Here is a 17156-nt window from a genome sequence, read left to right as displayed (position 1 = left end):
GCGCGACCAATTTTTTCTTAGAAGAACTGATAAAAAATGCCAAAGAAAGGTTAATTTTAATTAGCCCATATTTACGTTTAAATGACCGTATTAAAGAGTTACTTGAAGATAAAGATCGACTCAAAATTGATATTCGAATCGTTTATGGAAAAAGTGATTTACATCCTGATGAAATAAAATGGATGCAAAAACTTGATTTTGTTCGGCTCAGTTTTTGTAAAAACTTACATGCTAAATGCTATCTCAATGAATCTGAATGTATTATTTCTAGTCTAAATCTTTATGAATTTAGCCAAATTAATAATAACGAAATGGGCATTTTGATTCGCAAATATGAAGATCAAGATGTCTTTAAAGATGCTTATGAAGAAGCACAACGTATTATTCGTATTAGTGATGAAGTTAGAATTAGTTTAGATGAAGTGAAAGCCGAACCAACAAATGAATCTGTTGAAGAAACCAATGACAATAATGTTGGTAAATTAACATCATCTAAACTTGCAGCAAAACATAAAATGAAAACCAATGAATTGTTGGCTCATTTTACCGAAAAAGGCTTCTTAAATATCAATGATGCTGGAAAGCACATACTCACTCAACAAGGCAAAGACGTAGGTGCAGAATTTAAAACCAGTCAATATGGTGGATATTTTTTATGGCCTGAAAATATTGAATTATAAACACCAATCAAAATTACAATAAAAAGCATCCATTACTTTTTTGAAATAATGGATGCTTTTTCTAAATTAAATCAGCTTAAACCGCCAAATCGGCTAAATTACCTTTCTGCTCTAACCACACTTTACGGTCTGCAGAGCGTTTTTTGGCCAGCAATTTATCCAATAAACCCGCGGTAAAATGACTATCATCCAAATCCAATTGCACCAAACGGCGTGTATTTGGGTCCATCGTGGTTTCACGTAACTGACTGGCATTCATCTCACCCAAACCTTTAAATCGGGTAATTTGCGGATTTTTGGTTTTGGCTTTTTTCAGCGTATTTTCTAGCTCATCTTCATCTAGCGCATAATGCACATCTTTACCGTCATCAATACGGAATAACGGCGGCATGGCGACGTATAAATGCCCATCTTCCACCAAACTTGGGAAATGTTTCACGAATAAAGCACACAGCAAAGTGGCAATGTGTAAACCATCTGAGTCGGCATCGGCCAAAATACAAACCTTACCGTAACGCAATTCAGATAAATCATCACTACCTGGGTCAACCCCAATCGCAATTGCAATATCGTGTACCTCCTGCGAACCCAAAACCTCGTCCGAAGACACTTCCCACGTATTTAAAATTTTTCCACGAATTGGCATGATCGCCTGAAAGTTTTTATCACGCGCTTGCTTAGCAGAACCACCTGCAGAGTCACCTTCTACAATAAACAGTTCCGATTCTTCACGGGTTTGTCCCACGCAGTCGGCTAATTTACCCGGCAAAGCTGGGCCTGAAACAATTTTTTTACGTTCTACTTTTTTCGCTGCTTTTAAACGACGACCTGCTTTGGAAATTGCCATTTCTGCCAATTGCATGGCAATGTCAGAATTTTGGTTCAACCACAAGGCAAAAGCATCTTTGGCGATATTCTGCATAATGCTTGCCGCTTCACGGCTCGATAAACGCTCCTTGGTCTGCCCAGAAAACTGCGGCTCTTGGAACTTTAACGATAAAATGTAGTTAACCCCATCCCAAACATCTTCGGCAGATAGCTTTAAATTGCGCGGCAATAAATTGCGTAATTCACAGAACTCACGTAAAGCATCGGTCACACCAGAACGTAGTCCATTGACATGCGTACCGCCTTGCGCAGTCGGAATCAAGTTGACATAACTTTCCTGAATTTGCTCGCCACCTTCTACGTTCCAACAAATTGCAAATTCTGCACTAGCACGTTCTGCCTCACCTGTCGCCACAAAAGCAGGAGCAGGTACAATCTCACGATCTTCCAGCTCATCCATCAAATAGTCGACTAGACCATTTTCAAACTGCCAGACAATTTTTTCATCGTTAATTTCATCAATGTAATGAATTTCTAAACCTGCAGCTAGTACCGCTTTGGCTTTTAAATTGTGTTTTAAGGCTTTTAGCGCAAATTTAGGTGAATCGAAATATTTAGCTTCAGGCCAGAAATGTACCAACGTACCCGAAGCACGTTTTGGGGCTTTGCCTTCCAAGACTTCTAAAGGTGCAGCAGCTTCGCCCTGATCAAAAGCCATTTTATACAGGTTGCCCTGACGCTGTACGGTCACTTCAACCCGACTGGACAAGGCATTCACTACAGAAATACCGACCCCGTGCAAACCGCCCGAAAATTGGTAGTTGTCGGTGCTGAACTTACCGCCTGCATGCAGCTTGGTCAGAATAATTTCAATCCCGCTTTGCCCGTATTCTGGGTGAATATCGACAGGCATACCACGGCCATTGTCTTCTACCGACAAAGAGCCATCTTTATAGACTTTTACGGTAATTTTATTGGCATGCCCTGCAAGTGCTTCATCCACCGCATTATCAATAACTTCTTGCGCCAAATGGTTTGGACGTGTGGTGTCGGTATACATGCCCGGGCGACGACGTACTGGATCTAAACCAGATAAAACTTCAAGAGATTGAGCGGTATATTGAGACACGTTGTACTGTTTCCTTAAGCTAGGGAATCCGATAAAAATTGCAGTAACATCGGAATTTTGTCTGCAAAATCATCCATGGCATGATTGCCGTGCGCTTCAGTCATGATCATGGCCGAAGGTGAGGCAGCACTATAATAACGCTGCGCTTCACGATAATCCAAAACTTCATCGCCTTGTTGCAATAACACCAATATTTTGTCTGCATCTTGCGCAACTGGCAACGCAATGTCTGCTAAGTCATCCAATTGCGCTGCAGTTAAGCTCCAGTTCGGATGTACCACATAGGGCAGCACATCGCCAAACAAGTCCTGAAACAATTGCCATGGTCGCATAGCAGGGTTAATCACAACAGCAGGCACATGATGCTGTGCGACCAGTTGTGTCGCATAAAAGCCGCCTAGACTGCTGCCCACCAATGCCACATTGGGCAAACGTCGAATCAATGCCGATACGTTTGCCAAAACCGCTAAAGGTGGAGCATTTAAATCGGGCAAATGCATCTGAATATCAGGGCGATGCTGCTGCACATAGGCATACAATAGCTGCCCTTTCATGGACAAAGGACTGCTCTGAAAACCATGTAAATAAATTAAATTCATGCGTGACATTTCTAAGTAACACCATTCAATTTTTGGCTGATACAGCACTTATTTTGCGTTTTTAATTTAATTTTCATGGAAAAATGCAATTGTTAGACAAAAAGATGCGAACATCTTGGCATTCATCGGTATTTTACAAGTAGTTCAAGATGAACACGATAAAATAAAAGTATCGGGTTTGGTGACAATTCATCTAAAAATTTACAGTCCTGTAAATTCATGAAATGCCAACAGACCCTTGAGTTTATACCGCGAACCCAAGTAAAAATAAAGCGTTCGGTATATGGGAACACAAGGGGCAACACAGTATGCCAAGTTTAACACCGCTGCATGAAACCTATTGTAGATGGGACCGTACACCTCCAAGTCAGGCCGATATCTTAGAAGGCTTGGCACAGTTGGTCAGCACGCGCCTGAATGCCGTGATGAGCGAAGTGATTCAAACCATTCAGCGTGAAGTTTTGCTCAGCGTATTTGGCATGAGCGAACAACGCTCGCAAAAGTTTCAAAAAACCGCAACTTTTCAAAAGTTGTATAAGTTTGCCTTCCACAGCTTACAACAATACGGCTATCACTTTGTTGCACCAGGTTTACGTCAAATCATTGCGCAATTTCCCAACTTACATGACAAAGCACTCACGCCAAGCCTGCATTTTTTAGTCGGTGTACTGAATGGCGTACTGGGAGATTATCTACTCGAACAGCAAAATCCGCTCGCCTTACCTATGGTGCTCTATGACCATTATGGCGAAGTCCAACAAGGCGATTTGTCTGGACGTGTGGTAATTTTTGTGCACGGTTTATGCCGCAATCACCTCGATTGGACTACACACCAATTTGGTGGTTTTGGTGAAAAATTACTGGCACAACGTGACCATAACACCATGTTATATCTGAATTACAATACAGGGCGTCGCATTTCTGCCAATGGCCGCAGTCTTGCCAATACCTTAGATGATTTAATTCAGCGTCATCCTAAAATTACCAGTATTGATTTAATTGGGCACAGCATGGGTGGCTTGGTGTCGCGCAGTGCGCTGTTTTACGGTAAGCAAAATTTGCAGCACTGGATTCACTTGGTCGAAAATCTGGTCTGCTTGGGTTCACCACATCATGGGGCTGTTTTGGAGCGTTTTGGTTTCCATTTACAGGAAAAATTAGGTCGCTTTCCTATTGTGAAAATTGTCGGGCATTTGGTCAACATTCGCAGCAACGGCATTTTAGATTTGCGCTATGGCAGTGTGCGAGATGATGACTGGGAACATAATCAGGCACGAATTGGACAGGTCGATGACAACCGCAAACCTGCACCTTTGCCAACCCATATTAATGCTTATTTCGTGGCAGGCAGTATTGAGTTCGAGAAAAAGCAGAACCTGACCCGCAAAGTCATTGGCGACTATTTGGTCAGTGTAAAAAGTGCTTTGGGGGAGCACCCTAACCCACGGTTTCAATTAAGACTGCCTGAATCACACAAAGCTGTGTTCTATGGTCTGAACCATTTTCAGTTGCAATATCATCCGAGTGTGGCTGAGCAATTGGTGAAATGGTTTTATCCTGCGCATGAAGAAGTGCCAGAGCAGCAAATTCGTGAGTTTATTGGTGATTGGTCAAGCTTAGAAGGCATCGCGCTCACCTAACATAGTCTAAACAGTTCAAAATACGCTACAACACGATGATTGGTAGATAGATTATCAACAGATACACAAAAAAAATGCGCCATCGCAATTTTATGGATGACGCATTTTTATCAATTCAGTGGGTAGGCTCCCGGAATTTATTTTTTCTTCACTTTGCCAAATGTAGTCGATGCCACAAACGGATAGTTACGCAGCAATTGCCATAAACTGATGAGTGCCAACACGCTAAAGAACAGCAATGACCACACGGGTAAAGACTGCCCCAAGAACGTCCAATCAATCACAGCACATTCACCTGAACCCGACAGCACTTGTTGCAACACAGCTTTCATGGGTAAGGCATCTACCAAATAATCTAGCCCTGGACCGCAGCTTGGCACTTGATCGGGCGGTAAGTTTTGCAGCCACACATGCCGTGCTGCCACACCCACTGACCATAAAATTCCAATACTGCCGAACAGCGCGTAAATACGCTTAACCACGTTAGATTTAGGGTTATGCACAAAAGCAATCAGTGAAACCAAACCCAATGCAATTAAGCCCACCCGCTGAAAAACGCACAGTGGACACGGCGCTAAACCTTGCACATGCTCTAAATACAATGCAAATGTCATCCCAATGACACTGGCTAAAAATAAAACACCACTTAGCAGACGATAACTCAATTGCATGTTTAAATCTCTGAGCTGTTATCTATATTGTGCGACATAGTCTGCAAAACTCAGACCCTGTGCTTGTTCAAGTTGTTGTTGTTGCTGAATAGATTGCACTGCAATTTCATCAAAATATGTTTGTGTTTCAGGACGCAGCGCATGTTGCTCATACGCATGTGCATGTTGCTGCGCCATATAACTGCCAAAGCCCCACGTACCGCCATGACGAATAGTATCGGCAATCATGTGTGCCGACAGAGTTTCATCGACTTCATGTAAACGCGCCATCATGCGTTCTAAAGCTTGAGAATACAGCTGCGTCGCATAACTTTGGTCGAGTAAAGCAGCCAAAGGTTGCATGGCGGTGACATACTGCTGTCCCCACGCTTCAATTGGGGTTTTAACATCGCTCTCTTGAATGTGCGCATTTGGCGCACGCCCACGATTGACCACTTCGGCCTGATTTTTTTCGATGATGCTTTGTTCCGCATCTAACAAGGCTGGGCTGTCTTGCAACAAACAATACAATGCTAAGACTTCCAAAAAGCCTGCGGTATGTTCATCTATCCCAATTGGGCTATACGGATTAACATCTACCGCGCGTAATTCGACATAACCAATACCACGATTGGCAAGTGCTTGAGATGGGGTTTCACCCTCTTGTGGCACTTGTTTTGGGCGCACTAAACTATAGTACTCATTTTCAATTTGCAGCACATGGTCATTAATTTGAATTGGCTCACCCGTGGCATCATCTAAACCTAAGCGGCTAAATGGCAAGTACGGGGTTTTTACGGCTTTTTGCAAACCATCCAAATAACCCGTTAAATCATTGTAATGAATACCAAGTTTTTTCTGCGCCGAGTTTTGATAGCCAAAGTTACCCATACGCAATGCAGTCGCATACGGTAAATACAACGTGCCTCTTAACAACGGCAGCAAATGATGTTCACGCCCCGTCATAAAACACTGACAAACCGATGGACTTGCACCGACTAAAAACATCACCAATGGTGTTAAACGAATAAAGTTACGAATTAAACCTAAATAACGATGACTACGATAATCTTGCAAACTCAGTGCTTTGAGCTGCTCATCACTTTCATGTTGTTGCAAGGCGGCAAATAAATGTTCAGGGAAGGATAAATTATAATGCACCCCTGAAATAGTCTGCATACGGCGACCATAGCGCACACCTAAACCACGGCGATACAAAGTTTTAAAGCGCCCAATATTGGAGCTGCCATATTGCGCCAGTGGAATACCGTCATCGGTTTCATCAAGCATACATGGCATCGACAGCGGCCAAAGTTTTTCACCTTCGCCTAAGTGCTGATGCACCACGCTATGAATATCTCGCAAATAATCAAGCGCGTGTTGAATGCTGCTTTGCGGTGGAGTAATGAACTCCATCAACGCTTCGGAATAGTCCGTAGTAATATGCGGATGTGTGAGTGCCGAACCCAAGGCTTGAGGATGTGCTTGCTGCGACAAGAAGCCATCGCTTTGCATACGCAGACTTTCGCGTTCAATCCCGCGCAACATCCCTTGAAGCAACGCAGCGTCTACCCATGTTGGTAGAACATCTTGCGCATTTGGTTCGGGTTGACTCATTACACTCTCGCTTAATCCAATACACTACAAATACGACATAAACCACAGGCTGATTTTGGGTCGGTGGCAATTTTCTCTATCATGCAGATGATCTGAGATGAAATTGCTACCGTTCAAGTATAACTTGATTTGGCATCAGCACATGCGCTTGGGCTGTTTTTTCTAACAAAATGATGATTTTGGGGCATGCTGACATTTTATAAAGTGGTCAACGTCAATAAATTTTAATTTGGCAATTTTTTATCACAAAGTTGCACTATAAGACATGCTAAATTTGTGATTTTATAATCAAAAGAACAGAGGTAAATAATAAAGCGTATGAATTATCAAGATTTTTTAGATTTTTGGTTTTCTCCTGCTGCAGAACCGAACTGGTTTGTCAAAAGCGCAGAATTTGATGCCCTGCTCGCAGAAAAATTTACCGATGTACTGCAACAAGCGGCACAAGGAGAACTATGGACATGGCGCGAAACACCCGCAGGTCGTTTGGCTGAAATCATTGTTTTAGATCAATTATCACGTAATTTATACCGTAATGACCCGCGTGCCTTTGCCCAAGATGGAATAGCCTTGGTGTTGGCACAGGAAATGATTCACTTAAAATTGGATCAGGACTTAAACCCAACCGAACGTCGTTTTCTATATATGCCATTTATGCACAGTGAATCCAAACGTATTCACGAAGTCGCATTAACGTTGTTTGAAAGTTTGAATGACCCCACCGTGTTGGGCTATGAACTGAAACATAAAGTGATTATTGACCGTTTTGGACGTTATCCACATCGGAATCAGGTGTTGGGACGTCCTTCGAGTGCAGAAGAACTTGAGTTTTTAACCCAACCCAATAGCAGTTTCTAACTGGCGAGCTTGTCTTGGCTGGTTGATGTGTACAGGAGCTTTCACATGAAATATTCTCTACTCGGTCTTGCCCTTGCCAGCAGTTTGCTGTTTACAGGCTGTGCCACGACATCCTCTAAACCGCTCAGCTTTGAGCAGTTGGGGCAATACAGCACCACACCACTGAATGCGCAAACCTATCGGATTAGTTTTTTAGCGGGTCATAACATGAGTTTTGGCACTGCAGAAGAAATTACTTTGGTGAAAGCAGCACAAACCACGCTGCAACACGGTTTTCGCTTTTTTAAAGTTTTAGATGATCCGAGTAACCGTAGCCAGAAACCACCTAGACAAGCCGTGGTTTACCCTGCACCAAATTACTATCCGTATAGCTATTCGCCGTATGGATATTATCATCGTCGCGCACAATTCTGGCCTGACCCATTCTATGATATGCCGCAAGTGGTGACCCTCGATCCGACTCAAGTGTCTTACACCATTCAGTGTTTTAAAGATCAAAAATCTGCACCTGAAGATGCCTTTGATGCGAGCCTAATTTTACAATCACTGGGGGCAAAATATGGTTTAAGTCCCACAGGACAACCATTACCCCCACCAACCTCTGCCCCTGCCGCGCCCTAATGAGATAAGGATGCCTGCATGAATACAGCGTCTGACCACACTTTAGCGAGCAGCTCGCAGCATAGCTCTCCGAGCCTGCAACGCAGTAAACGCTTTGCCACCATTGCTTTAGTGATTGCCGTGGTGGCATGGCTGGCATTAATGCTAACCGCAAAATTACTGCCTGAATATACGTGGTTGATTCACATACTCATGCTGTCTGCCGAAGCAGGCGTGGTCGGTGGTCTGGCAGACTGGTATGCGATTACGGTGCTGTTTCGCAATCCTTTTGGCAAAATGCCAATTCCTAAATTCTTACGTGATCACACCGAAATTATTCCACGCAACAAAGACCGTATTGCCGAGTCGATGGGGCGCTTTGTGCAGGAAAACTTTTTATCGCCCCAAGTGGTACAAAAAAGCCTGCACAGCACTGACTTATCTTTAGCTGTGGGCAAATGGTTGGCGAATCCACAAAATAATGCGCAAGTGACCCAAGTCATTCAGCAGACTGTACCGAAAATTTTTGAATTTGTCGGGCAAGAACAAATTGGGCGCTTTATTCAAAGCAACAGTGTGCAATGGGTTCGCAACACGCAGGTCAACTACTTGGCCAGTGAAATGCTGCGTGCGGTTTTGGAAAATGACTTTCATCAGGATGTGCTGCAACGCGGTTTAGACCTTGCCCATGACTGGATGCTGAAACATCCTGAAAAAAGCCGTGAATTGACCCGTCAATTGTTTAAAGAGCTTGGCGTGTGGAAACTGGCCAAAGGTGCGAGCTGGATTGGAATTGATGTGCAGCAACGCACCATAGATTCTTTACTGCAACGGGTCGAATCTATGTTGGCAGACCCTGAACACCCTTGGCGACAAAAAATTGAAGAGGCTGGGCAACAACTGATGTTACAACTGGCAGATAACAACAGCAGTGCCAGTCTACGTCTAAATGACACTAAAAATGCCCTGTTAGACAGCCCACAAGTCTTGAGTTTTATCAGTGGTGCAGTGGTGATTCTCTGCAATGCGATTAAGGAAGATTTACAAAAACCTGATTCGGGAATTGCACAAAACCTGCGTGTTGCTATTCAGCAAGTCGGTGAAAATATCATTGCCAATACCGCAGTACGTCAATTACTGAATGAAAAAATGAGTACGATTGCGGTGAACTTGTCAGATCAATATAGTGAAAAAGTGATTCGCTTTATTAGTGAGCGCATTCATGAATGGGACTCGCGCGAAATGATTGGCAAAATTGAAAACGAAGTCGGTGGTGATTTACACATGATTCGGGTCAATGGTGTAGTGGTAGGTGCATTTATTGGTCTGGGATTGGGGATTATTCGGGCATTGGTGGAGTTGATTTGAGATGAAATTTTTTTGATAAGTCGATCTTGAGGTGTTCAATCAAAAATAACGCCTCGAACGATCTATTCAAGCCACATCATCACCCTTTACCCCATTTGCATTCCCCCCTGAAAACGCTACGATGTAAAACAAGCTGCTGCCACAACCAGAACCCCACTATGCTCGATATTCACGCGAAACTGCCTGCTCAAGGTCTGAGTATTTTTAGTACCATGTCTAACTTGGCACAACAACTGAATGCCTTAAATTTATCGCAGGGTTTTCCCGACTTTCCCCCACCTGCAGCATTACTGGATGCTTTAAGCCAAGCCACACACGCAGGCTTCAATCAATATCCTTCGGGCGATGGTTACTTGCCACTACGCGAACAACTGGCACAGCAATTTTTACAGCGTGATCAGCTAATGCTTGACCCGATCAGTGAAATTACCATCACCCCAGGGGCAACACTGGCTATTTTTAGCATCATGCAAACCGTGCTGCAGGCAGGCGATGAAGTCATTATTTTTGATCCAAGTTATGACAGTTATGCACCCTGTGTAAAATTGTTGGGTGCAAAAGCCGTTCATATTCCGCTGCAGGCTCCACATTTTCAGGTGGACTGGAATATGGTCAAAGATGCGATTCATGCCAAAACCCGCATGATCATCATCAACACACCACATAACCCCACAGGCACAGTATGGTCAGCGCAAGATTGGCAGCATTTAATTGATGTTATTCAGGAACATAATATTGTGGTGCTGTCCGATGAAGTCTATGAACATTTGGTCTTTGATGCGCATCAACACCGCTCTGCACTGTCTTTTCCTGAGCTTAGGGAACGCAGTTTTGTCGTGGGTTCCTTTGGTAAAACTTTTCATGTCACAGGCTGGAAAACAGGCTACTGTGCGGCTGCACCTGCCTTAATGCAGCTCTTTCGCCAAGCCTATCAATTTATTAATTTCTGCGGAGTTAGCGCTGTGCAAGTGGCTTTGGCAAATTATATGCAGCAGCACCCTGAACATATTGCAGAACTGGCAAAGTTTTATCAGGACAAACGTGATTTGTTTAATCAAGGCATTGCCAATTCACGCTTTCAATTCAGCCCTGCACAAGGCACTTATTTTCAAAATTTAGATTACAGCAATATCCGTCCCGGCTTAAATGCTGTCGATATGTGCCATTTTCTAGCCGAGCAGCACGGCATTGTCGGTATTCCTGTGTCTGCATTTTATCAAACCCCACCCGATGATTTACGTTTAATCCGTTTCTGCTTTGCTAAAAAAACCGAAACCCTGTTGCGTGCAGGTGAAATTTTATCGGCAATTTAAGCGATGAAGCTCCACTGAAATGTCACTGAGTTACTGAAAAGCTAAGGCTTTTTATGACCAAATCATGCTAGGGTGAAATTTCAAACAACCGCATATTGAAGCGCAGGATTTGGCATGGCAAGACCTCAGGCACTGGTCGATCACCCTCAGCTTTGGAAAACCTTTTTGGTGTTTCTATTGCCACTGATTGCCACCAATATTTTGCAAAATCTTTCGGGCACCATTAACACGATTTTTGTCGGGCAAATGCTCGGTGTGGAAGCCATTGCTGCGGTGTCGGTATTTTTTCCCATTATTTTTTGCCTGATGGCCTTTGTGATTGGGCTTTCGGCAGGATCGACCGTGTTGGTCGGGCAAGCGTGGGGCGCACAAAATGTCGAAAAAGTGCGTTGTATTGTCGGTTCGACTTTATTTATGACCCTAATTGGCAGCAGTTTCATTGCCTGTTTGGGGGTGATTTTTGCCGAACAAATTTTAATATTATTAGGCACAGACCCTAAAGTGATGCATCTATCCCTGCCGTATGTGCAATGGATGTTGGCAGGCAGCCCACTGCTGTTTGTTTATATTATTTATACCTCTATTTTACGTGGAGTGGGCGATAGCCTTACGCCACTCATTGCCCTGAGTTTGACTAGTTTAATGGGATTGGTGATTACCCCCATCCTGATTGCAGGTTATTTTGGCTTTCCTCGCTTGGGCATTATTGCCCCTGCAATTGCCACCATTCTGGGCTATCTGGCTGTTTTAATTTTTTTGGTGATTTACCTGAATAAAAAGAATCATCCCTTAAAAATGGATGTGCATCTACTACGTCAAATTCGGCATCAACCCAATTTAAGCAAGGTGATTTTACGCTTAGGGATTCCCACAGGCTTACAAATGGTCACTACCTCTATGGCAGGTTTGGTGATTGTCGGTTTGGTCAATCGGCATGGTGCTGAGGCCACTGCCGCCTATGGCGCAGTTAATCAGGTGTTGAACTATATTCAATTTCCTGCGCTATCTATTGCAATTGCCGCTTCAATTTTTGCTGCACAAGCCATTGGTGCAGGCAAAGCCGAATTACTGGCTAAAGTGACCCGTACAGCCTTAGGCATGAATTTGCTGATTACAGGTATTTTAGTCACCTTGGGTTATTTATTTTCTAAATATCTGATGGCGTTGTTTATTACCGATCCTGCGGTGGTGGTACTGGGTCAGCAGCTCTTATTTATTGTGTTATGGGCCATTTTATTTTTTGGTGCCAGTGCAATTTTTGCCTCCATTATGCGCGCCAGTGGCACGGTCAATGTTCCAATGATCATCAATATTTTAGCGATTGTTTTAATTGAAGTACCGTGTGCTTATTTCTTCAGTCAGTGGTGGGGTTTGCAAGGAATTTGGTATGCCTATGCCTTGGCATTTGTGAGTCTGTGCATCGGTCAAGGTGCGTATTATCAATTTGTCTGGAAGAAAAAAACCATTCAGGTTTTGGTCTGAATGGTCTGTTATATTTGTAAGTTAGATTAACCGCGTTTCTTGCCCAACTTAGTCGCCCATGCGGTAACTTTCTGATAACCCGTTGGAACAATACGCTGGATTAAATCCAAAGTTTTGGCATCATTACCAATCAATAAACGGCGCTTGTCTTTTTGTACCGCTTCTAAAATTTGGCGCGCCGCTTCTTCAGGCGGGCAACGCAATAATTTATTAAAAGCACGTGCCGATTTTTCAGGATTCATGCCCAAAGTGCGCATGCTGTCGTTCATTTTAGCATTGTTGGCAATATTGGTACGAATCCCGCCTGGATGCACGCTCAACGCACTCACACCACAATTTTCCAAATCCAATTCCTGACGCAAAGACTCGGTAAAACCGCGCACCGCAAATTTGGTTGCGTTATAAGCCGACTGCGTTGGCTGTGCAGTTAAACCAAATAAACTGGAAATGTTAATGATATGACCATCTCCCGTTTGTTTGATTAAAGGCAAAAATTCTTTGGTGCCATATACCACGCCCCAAAAGTTAATCCCCACAATCCACTCCAGCTCTTCGTAAGTTGCACCCTCTACAGTAGAACCCAAAGCCACGCCTGCATTATTAAAAATCATATTGACCGAGCCGTGGTCTCGCACAGTTTCTGCCGCCCAAGCACGCATTTGCTCCAGTTGAGATACATCCACCTTTTTAATGGTCACACGCACATTGCTGTCTTTTAACAAGTCTACAGTTTGGGCCAAACCTTGTTCATTCACATCACTAAGCGATAAATGACAGCCTTGCTGTGCCAAAAGCACTGCCAGTTGCTGTCCAATCCCCGAGCCTGCACCTGTAATTGCGGCAACTTTATTTTTAAAATTTTTCATGTGGTTTCCTTGAGTATGTTGCCTGCACAGTTCAGACCTGCTTGTTTTTCTGTAGGGCTGTGCAGTTATATCGCTTTCAATATAATTTTGACAATAACTATTGTCAATATAAGTCAAAACGAATATCGCAAACAAATATGAAAACATAGGTTTAACAGATAATTATTGCTAATATAAAACCCATTAACGAATTTATTTGGCTCAAGTGAAGATGACAGAAAAACTGCCCATCCACGCAGATACACAACAACAGCCCCAGAAACAACAAAAAGAACGTCAGTTTAAAGGTCTGTCTTTAACTGAACGCAAACAGGCACGTCGGGAAAAACTGATTGAAGCGGGTATTCAGGCCTATGGTACGCATGGTTTTTTTGCCGTGACTGTCAAAGATATTTGTACCGAAGCCAAACTGACCGAGCGTTACTTTTACGAATCCTTTAAAAAAAGCGAAGAACTATTTCAGACTATTTTTTTAAAACTGATTGATGAATTGCAGCAAAATGTCATGCAAGCCATTATGCAAGCATCCACCGACCCGAAAAAAATGATTGATGCAGGACTGACTGCTTTACTGACCACGCTAAAAAATAACCCGCAAATGGCACGTATTATTTATATTGATGCCATGCTGGTGCAAGAACTACATAACCAAGCCACCATTCACGAAACTATGTCGCGTTTTGACCGCATGATTCAGGCCTTTGTCATGCTGATGATGCCGCATTTAGACCGCCCCAACCGAGAAATTTCACTGGTAGCGACAGGCTTAAATGGTTATGTCACCCAAATTGCGATTCGCTGGGTGATGAGCGATTTCAAACAATCCATGGAAGATGTCTTGTCTTCTTGCCGTATTGTATTTTTATCGTTATTACAGACCTTTTCGGAAAAAGAGCAAGCTTTTGTGAAAGATTCTTCGACATTGTCATAAAATCGAAAAATATTCATAATATTTTTCAAATTCAGAGGGGTCTGCTGACATTTCATAAATGGCTTGCGCTGTAGGCTAAAACTGAGCAGATCAGGCATGAAACGCAGGGAATAGTGGGTCTATTGCCAAGTTTCATAACGCAATCTGAGAAAGTTTTAGCTACAGTCCTTCGGAACGAGCATATTTTTTTGCCGCTATTGCGTTATGAGTCAGTCACTTAGAATAACTAAATTTCCTGCCTCATGCCTTATATCAGCTAAAAAATCTTGCGAGATATATCTCTCACGTCGCAAACATAGACGAAGTGTCAGCAGACAATATTTACTTTGACTGAATCTATTCAGTTTTTTCATCAAATCGACACTATTTTGTCACAAATTATTGCAAAAATAGCCCATTCAACCCTTTCTGCAATGATACTGTCATAATTAATCTTTGTAATAAGCCTGTCATAAATAAAACGGTCCACCGTTAACATCTATAGGATATTGCGTTGTGAAAGATGACTACATTTTAATCGTCGATGACGAACTTCCAATTCGGGAGATGATCCATACCTCTTTAGATATGGCAGGCTTTCAGTGCTTACAAGCAGAAGATGCAAAACAAGCTCATCAGATGATTGTCGATCAACGTCCAGCGCTTATCTTGCTTGATTGGATGATGCCAGGCGGTGTCAGCGGTGTAGACTTGTGCCGTCGCCTAAAACGCGATGACAACCTTGCTGAAATTCCTGTGATTATGCTCACTGCACGTGGCGAAGAAGATCACAAAGTTCAAGGTTTAGATGCTGGCGCGGACGACTACATGACTAAGCCGTTCTCGACCCGTGAACTGGTGTCACGTATTAAAGCGGTCTTACGTCGTGCCAATGCCTTAAGCGGTGAAAAAACTATTGATGCCAACGGTTTAATTTTGGACCCAGTCAGCCAGCGTGTCAGTTTTGGTGACAATATTTTAGAAATGGGCCCAACCGAATATCGTCTATTGGCGTTCTTTATGACGCACCCAGAGCGCGCTTACACCCGAGCGCAATTGCTTGACCAAGTCTGGGGCGGCAATGTATATATTGAAGACCGAACTATTGATGTGCATATTCGTCGTTTACGTAAAGTTTTAGAACCGTATGGCGTAGACCGTTTTGTACAAACGGTACGTGGTACAGGCTATCGCTTCTCGACACGTGCGGATGTTGCTTTAGGCTAAAATTATTTTATGTACGAACCTTACCCAGTCCCTGAACTCGCCCGTGACCTCAAACAAGTTCGTTACAGCAGTTTATGGACTTTTGCCAAACAAGATTTTCGTTTATTGGCCTTTTTCCTAATTATTGCAAGCTTGATTGGTTTTGGGATTGGGTATTTTTGGATTTGTATTAGCCTCGCCTTTTTGCTGTTTTTTCTTCAGCAAATGCGCTCCCTCTATTTAGTTAATGATTGGATTTCCAATCGTCCTTATGATGTGCCGCCAAATCTGCTTGGTATTTGGGGTGCATTACTGTTCAATGTTTATCGCTCACAACGTCAGGAACGTATCGTTCAGGCCGAAATGGTCGGGTTGATTGATCGCGCCCAGTCTTCATTGGTGGCGTTGGATGAAGCCGTGATGCTGATTGATGAAAATCATCAAATTGAATGGTGGAACCCTGCTGCTGAAAAGCTATTGGGTATTCAGCCTTTTGACCGTGGACGCAACATCCTCACTATTTTGCGCCAACCTAGTTTTATTGAATATTTTAATCATATTGATCAAGCACCTGACGGTTTAAAAATGAAATCTAGCGTGCATGAAGGGCAATATGTGCAAGTCAAAATGACTCAGTTTGGTGGCGATAGCCGTTTGTTATTTGCTTACGACATGACGCGTATGCATAACCTAGAACAAATGCGTAAAGACTTTGTCGATAATATTTCACACGAATTACGCACTCCGCTAACGGTGCTGAGTGGTTATATCGAAACCTTTACCGATCAGGAAGATATTAACCCGCGTTGGAAACGTGCTTTTGAGCAAATGCAGTCACAAACCAGACGCATGAACGCTTTGGTAAATGACCTGCTGCTGCTGTCGCGTCTGGAAAATGAAAAAAACATCGCCAAAAATCAAATTATTGAAATGCCAAGTTTAATGAATCAATTATTTGACGATGCACATGCCTATAACGTCGATTATGGACATACGCTCAACTTAAATATTGACAGTCATTATGATCTGATTGGTTCAGATGTAGAATTGGCCAGTGCCTTTAGCAACCTGATCACCAATGCGATTAAATATACCCCGAAAGGTGGGACGATTACCATTGGCTGGCATGATGATGGCAATCAAGGTTATTTTACTGTGGAAGATACAGGCATCGGGATTGATCCGAAACACTTACCACGCTTAACCGAACGCTTTTATCGTGTAGACAGCGCACGTAGCCGACAAACAGGCGGTACTGGTTTAGGTTTAGCAATTGTGAAGCACGTTTTGATGCAGCATAATGCACACTTAGAAGTCGAATCTAAAGAAAATCAAGGCTCTATATTTAAAGTCATGTTCCCAAAAGAGCGTTTGTATTACGAAACTTAAGCGCTGGTTGAGCTAAAATAG

15 protein-coding genes are annotated in these 17156 nt (G+C 43.1%); 10 read left to right on the top strand and 5 right to left on the bottom strand.

The annotated features are described in order from the left end of the window. The first annotated feature begins 26 nt into the window (after nt 1-26). Nucleotides 27-680 (top strand): phospholipase D family protein, encoded by a 654-nt coding sequence (locus FTV28_RS09520; RefSeq protein WP_179990278.1) that lies wholly within the window; start codon nt 27-29, stop codon nt 678-680. Nucleotides 681-756: 76 nt separating this feature from the next. On the opposite strand, the gene parE is transcribed toward FTV28_RS09520, so the two are convergent. Beyond that, the gene (parE, locus tag FTV28_RS09515) at nt 757-2637 is read right to left on the bottom strand and encodes a DNA topoisomerase IV subunit B (RefSeq protein WP_004974183.1); all 1881 of its coding nucleotides are present in this window, start codon (nt 2635-2637) and stop codon (nt 757-759) included. A gap of 14 nt (nt 2638-2651) precedes the next feature. Continuing rightward, nucleotides 2652-3236: a YqiA/YcfP family alpha/beta fold hydrolase gene (locus FTV28_RS09510; protein WP_026438348.1), complete on the bottom strand. Its 585-nt coding sequence runs from the start codon at nt 3234-3236 to the stop codon at nt 2652-2654. Between the two features lie 308 nt (nt 3237-3544). Between FTV28_RS09510 and FTV28_RS09505 the strand changes: the two genes are divergently transcribed. Then, nucleotides 3545-4876 carry an alpha/beta fold hydrolase gene (locus tag FTV28_RS09505; RefSeq protein ID WP_004974178.1) on the top strand — a complete coding sequence of 444 codons (1332 nt, stop codon included), beginning with the start codon at nt 3545-3547 and terminating at the stop codon, nt 4874-4876. Nucleotides 4877-5013: 137 nt separating this feature from the next. Here FTV28_RS09505 and FTV28_RS09500 read toward each other — a convergent pair whose 3' ends face one another. Then, nucleotides 5014-5547, bottom strand: coding sequence for a disulfide bond formation protein B (locus FTV28_RS09500; protein WP_004974176.1), 534 nt, complete (start codon nt 5545-5547; stop codon nt 5014-5016). 18 nt (nt 5548-5565) lie between these two features. Further along, nucleotides 5566-7143 carry a glutamate--cysteine ligase gene (gshA, locus tag FTV28_RS09495; protein ID WP_167846414.1) on the bottom strand — a complete coding sequence of 526 codons (1578 nt, stop codon included), beginning with the start codon at nt 7141-7143 and terminating at the stop codon, nt 5566-5568. Nucleotides 7144-7461: 318 nt separating this feature from the next. Between gshA and FTV28_RS09490 the strand changes: the two genes are divergently transcribed. The 5 genes from FTV28_RS09490 to FTV28_RS09470 all read left to right on the top strand — a co-directional run bounded on the left by FTV28_RS09490 (nt 7462) and on the right by FTV28_RS09470 (nt 12764). Beyond that, nucleotides 7462-8001: a DUF924 family protein gene (locus tag FTV28_RS09490; protein ID WP_131261222.1), complete on the top strand. Its 540-nt coding sequence runs from the start codon at nt 7462-7464 to the stop codon at nt 7999-8001. A 45-nt stretch (nt 8002-8046) separates the two neighbouring features. Then, complete coding sequence (locus FTV28_RS09485) at nt 8047-8622, top strand: hypothetical protein (protein ID WP_179990235.1); 576 nt, start codon at nt 8047-8049, stop codon at nt 8620-8622. A gap of 18 nt (nt 8623-8640) precedes the next feature. Continuing rightward, nucleotides 8641-9969 (top strand): DUF445 domain-containing protein, encoded by a 1329-nt coding sequence (locus FTV28_RS09480; RefSeq protein WP_179990233.1) that lies wholly within the window; start codon nt 8641-8643, stop codon nt 9967-9969. 158 nt (nt 9970-10127) lie between these two features. Further along, nucleotides 10128-11282, top strand: a complete 1155-nt coding sequence (locus tag FTV28_RS09475; protein WP_026438346.1) for a methionine aminotransferase — start codon at nt 10128-10130, stop codon at nt 11280-11282. 114 nt (nt 11283-11396) lie between these two features. Next, nucleotides 11397-12764 carry an MATE family efflux transporter gene (locus tag FTV28_RS09470; RefSeq protein ID WP_179990231.1) on the top strand — a complete coding sequence of 456 codons (1368 nt, stop codon included), beginning with the start codon at nt 11397-11399 and terminating at the stop codon, nt 12762-12764. Between the two features lie 26 nt (nt 12765-12790). Here FTV28_RS09470 and FTV28_RS09465 read toward each other — a convergent pair whose 3' ends face one another. Beyond that, entirely contained in the window at nt 12791-13630 is an 840-nt protein-coding gene (locus FTV28_RS09465) for an SDR family oxidoreductase (RefSeq protein ID WP_179990229.1), read from the bottom strand. 211 nt (nt 13631-13841) lie between these two features. Between FTV28_RS09465 and FTV28_RS09460 the strand changes: the two genes are divergently transcribed. The 3 genes from FTV28_RS09460 (at nt 13842) to phoR (ending at nt 17135) form a co-directional block, all read left to right on the top strand. Then, nucleotides 13842-14561, top strand: a complete 720-nt coding sequence (locus FTV28_RS09460) for a TetR/AcrR family transcriptional regulator (RefSeq protein WP_179990227.1) — start codon at nt 13842-13844, stop codon at nt 14559-14561. 495 nt (nt 14562-15056) lie between these two features. Beyond that, on the top strand, nt 15057-15767 hold the full coding sequence (gene phoB / locus FTV28_RS09455) for a phosphate regulon transcriptional regulator PhoB (protein ID WP_004974162.1): 711 nt from the start codon (nt 15057-15059) through the stop codon (nt 15765-15767). Between the two features lie 9 nt (nt 15768-15776). Beyond that, the gene (gene phoR, locus FTV28_RS09450) at nt 15777-17135 is read left to right on the top strand and encodes a phosphate regulon sensor histidine kinase PhoR (RefSeq protein ID WP_179990225.1); all 1359 of its coding nucleotides are present in this window, start codon (nt 15777-15779) and stop codon (nt 17133-17135) included. Nucleotides 17136-17156: the final 21 nt, after the last annotated feature.

This window comes from Acinetobacter sp. YH12252, from assembly GCF_013417365.1.
GTDB lineage: Bacteria > Pseudomonadota > Gammaproteobacteria > Pseudomonadales > Moraxellaceae > Acinetobacter > Acinetobacter towneri.
The sequence above is the reverse complement of the archived record's forward strand: the minus strand, read 5'-3'. Positions and strand labels throughout refer to the sequence as shown.

Coding starts and splice junctions, on each gene's coding strand:
- FTV28_RS09510 (WP_026438348.1), bottom strand. CDS start 3,236: ATGAATTTAATTTATTTACATGGTTTTCAGAGCAGTCCTTTGTCCATG.
- FTV28_RS09505 (WP_004974178.1), top strand. CDS start 3,545: ATGCCAAGTTTAACACCGCTGCATGAAACCTATTGTAGATGGGACCGT.
- FTV28_RS09500 (WP_004974176.1), bottom strand. CDS start 5,547: ATGCAATTGAGTTATCGTCTGCTAAGTGGTGTTTTATTTTTAGCCAGT.
- gshA (WP_167846414.1), bottom strand. CDS start 7,143: ATGAGTCAACCCGAACCAAATGCGCAAGATGTTCTACCAACATGGGTA.
- FTV28_RS09490 (WP_131261222.1), top strand. CDS start 7,462: ATGAATTATCAAGATTTTTTAGATTTTTGGTTTTCTCCTGCTGCAGAA.
- FTV28_RS09485 (WP_179990235.1), top strand. CDS start 8,047: ATGAAATATTCTCTACTCGGTCTTGCCCTTGCCAGCAGTTTGCTGTTT.
- FTV28_RS09480 (WP_179990233.1), top strand. CDS start 8,641: ATGAATACAGCGTCTGACCACACTTTAGCGAGCAGCTCGCAGCATAGC.
- FTV28_RS09475 (WP_026438346.1), top strand. CDS start 10,128: ATGCTCGATATTCACGCGAAACTGCCTGCTCAAGGTCTGAGTATTTTT.
- FTV28_RS09470 (WP_179990231.1), top strand. CDS start 11,397: ATGGCAAGACCTCAGGCACTGGTCGATCACCCTCAGCTTTGGAAAACC.
- FTV28_RS09465 (WP_179990229.1), bottom strand. CDS start 13,630: ATGAAAAATTTTAAAAATAAAGTTGCCGCAATTACAGGTGCAGGCTCG.
- FTV28_RS09460 (WP_179990227.1), top strand. CDS start 13,842: ATGACAGAAAAACTGCCCATCCACGCAGATACACAACAACAGCCCCAG.
- phoR (WP_179990225.1), top strand. CDS start 15,777: ATGTACGAACCTTACCCAGTCCCTGAACTCGCCCGTGACCTCAAACAA.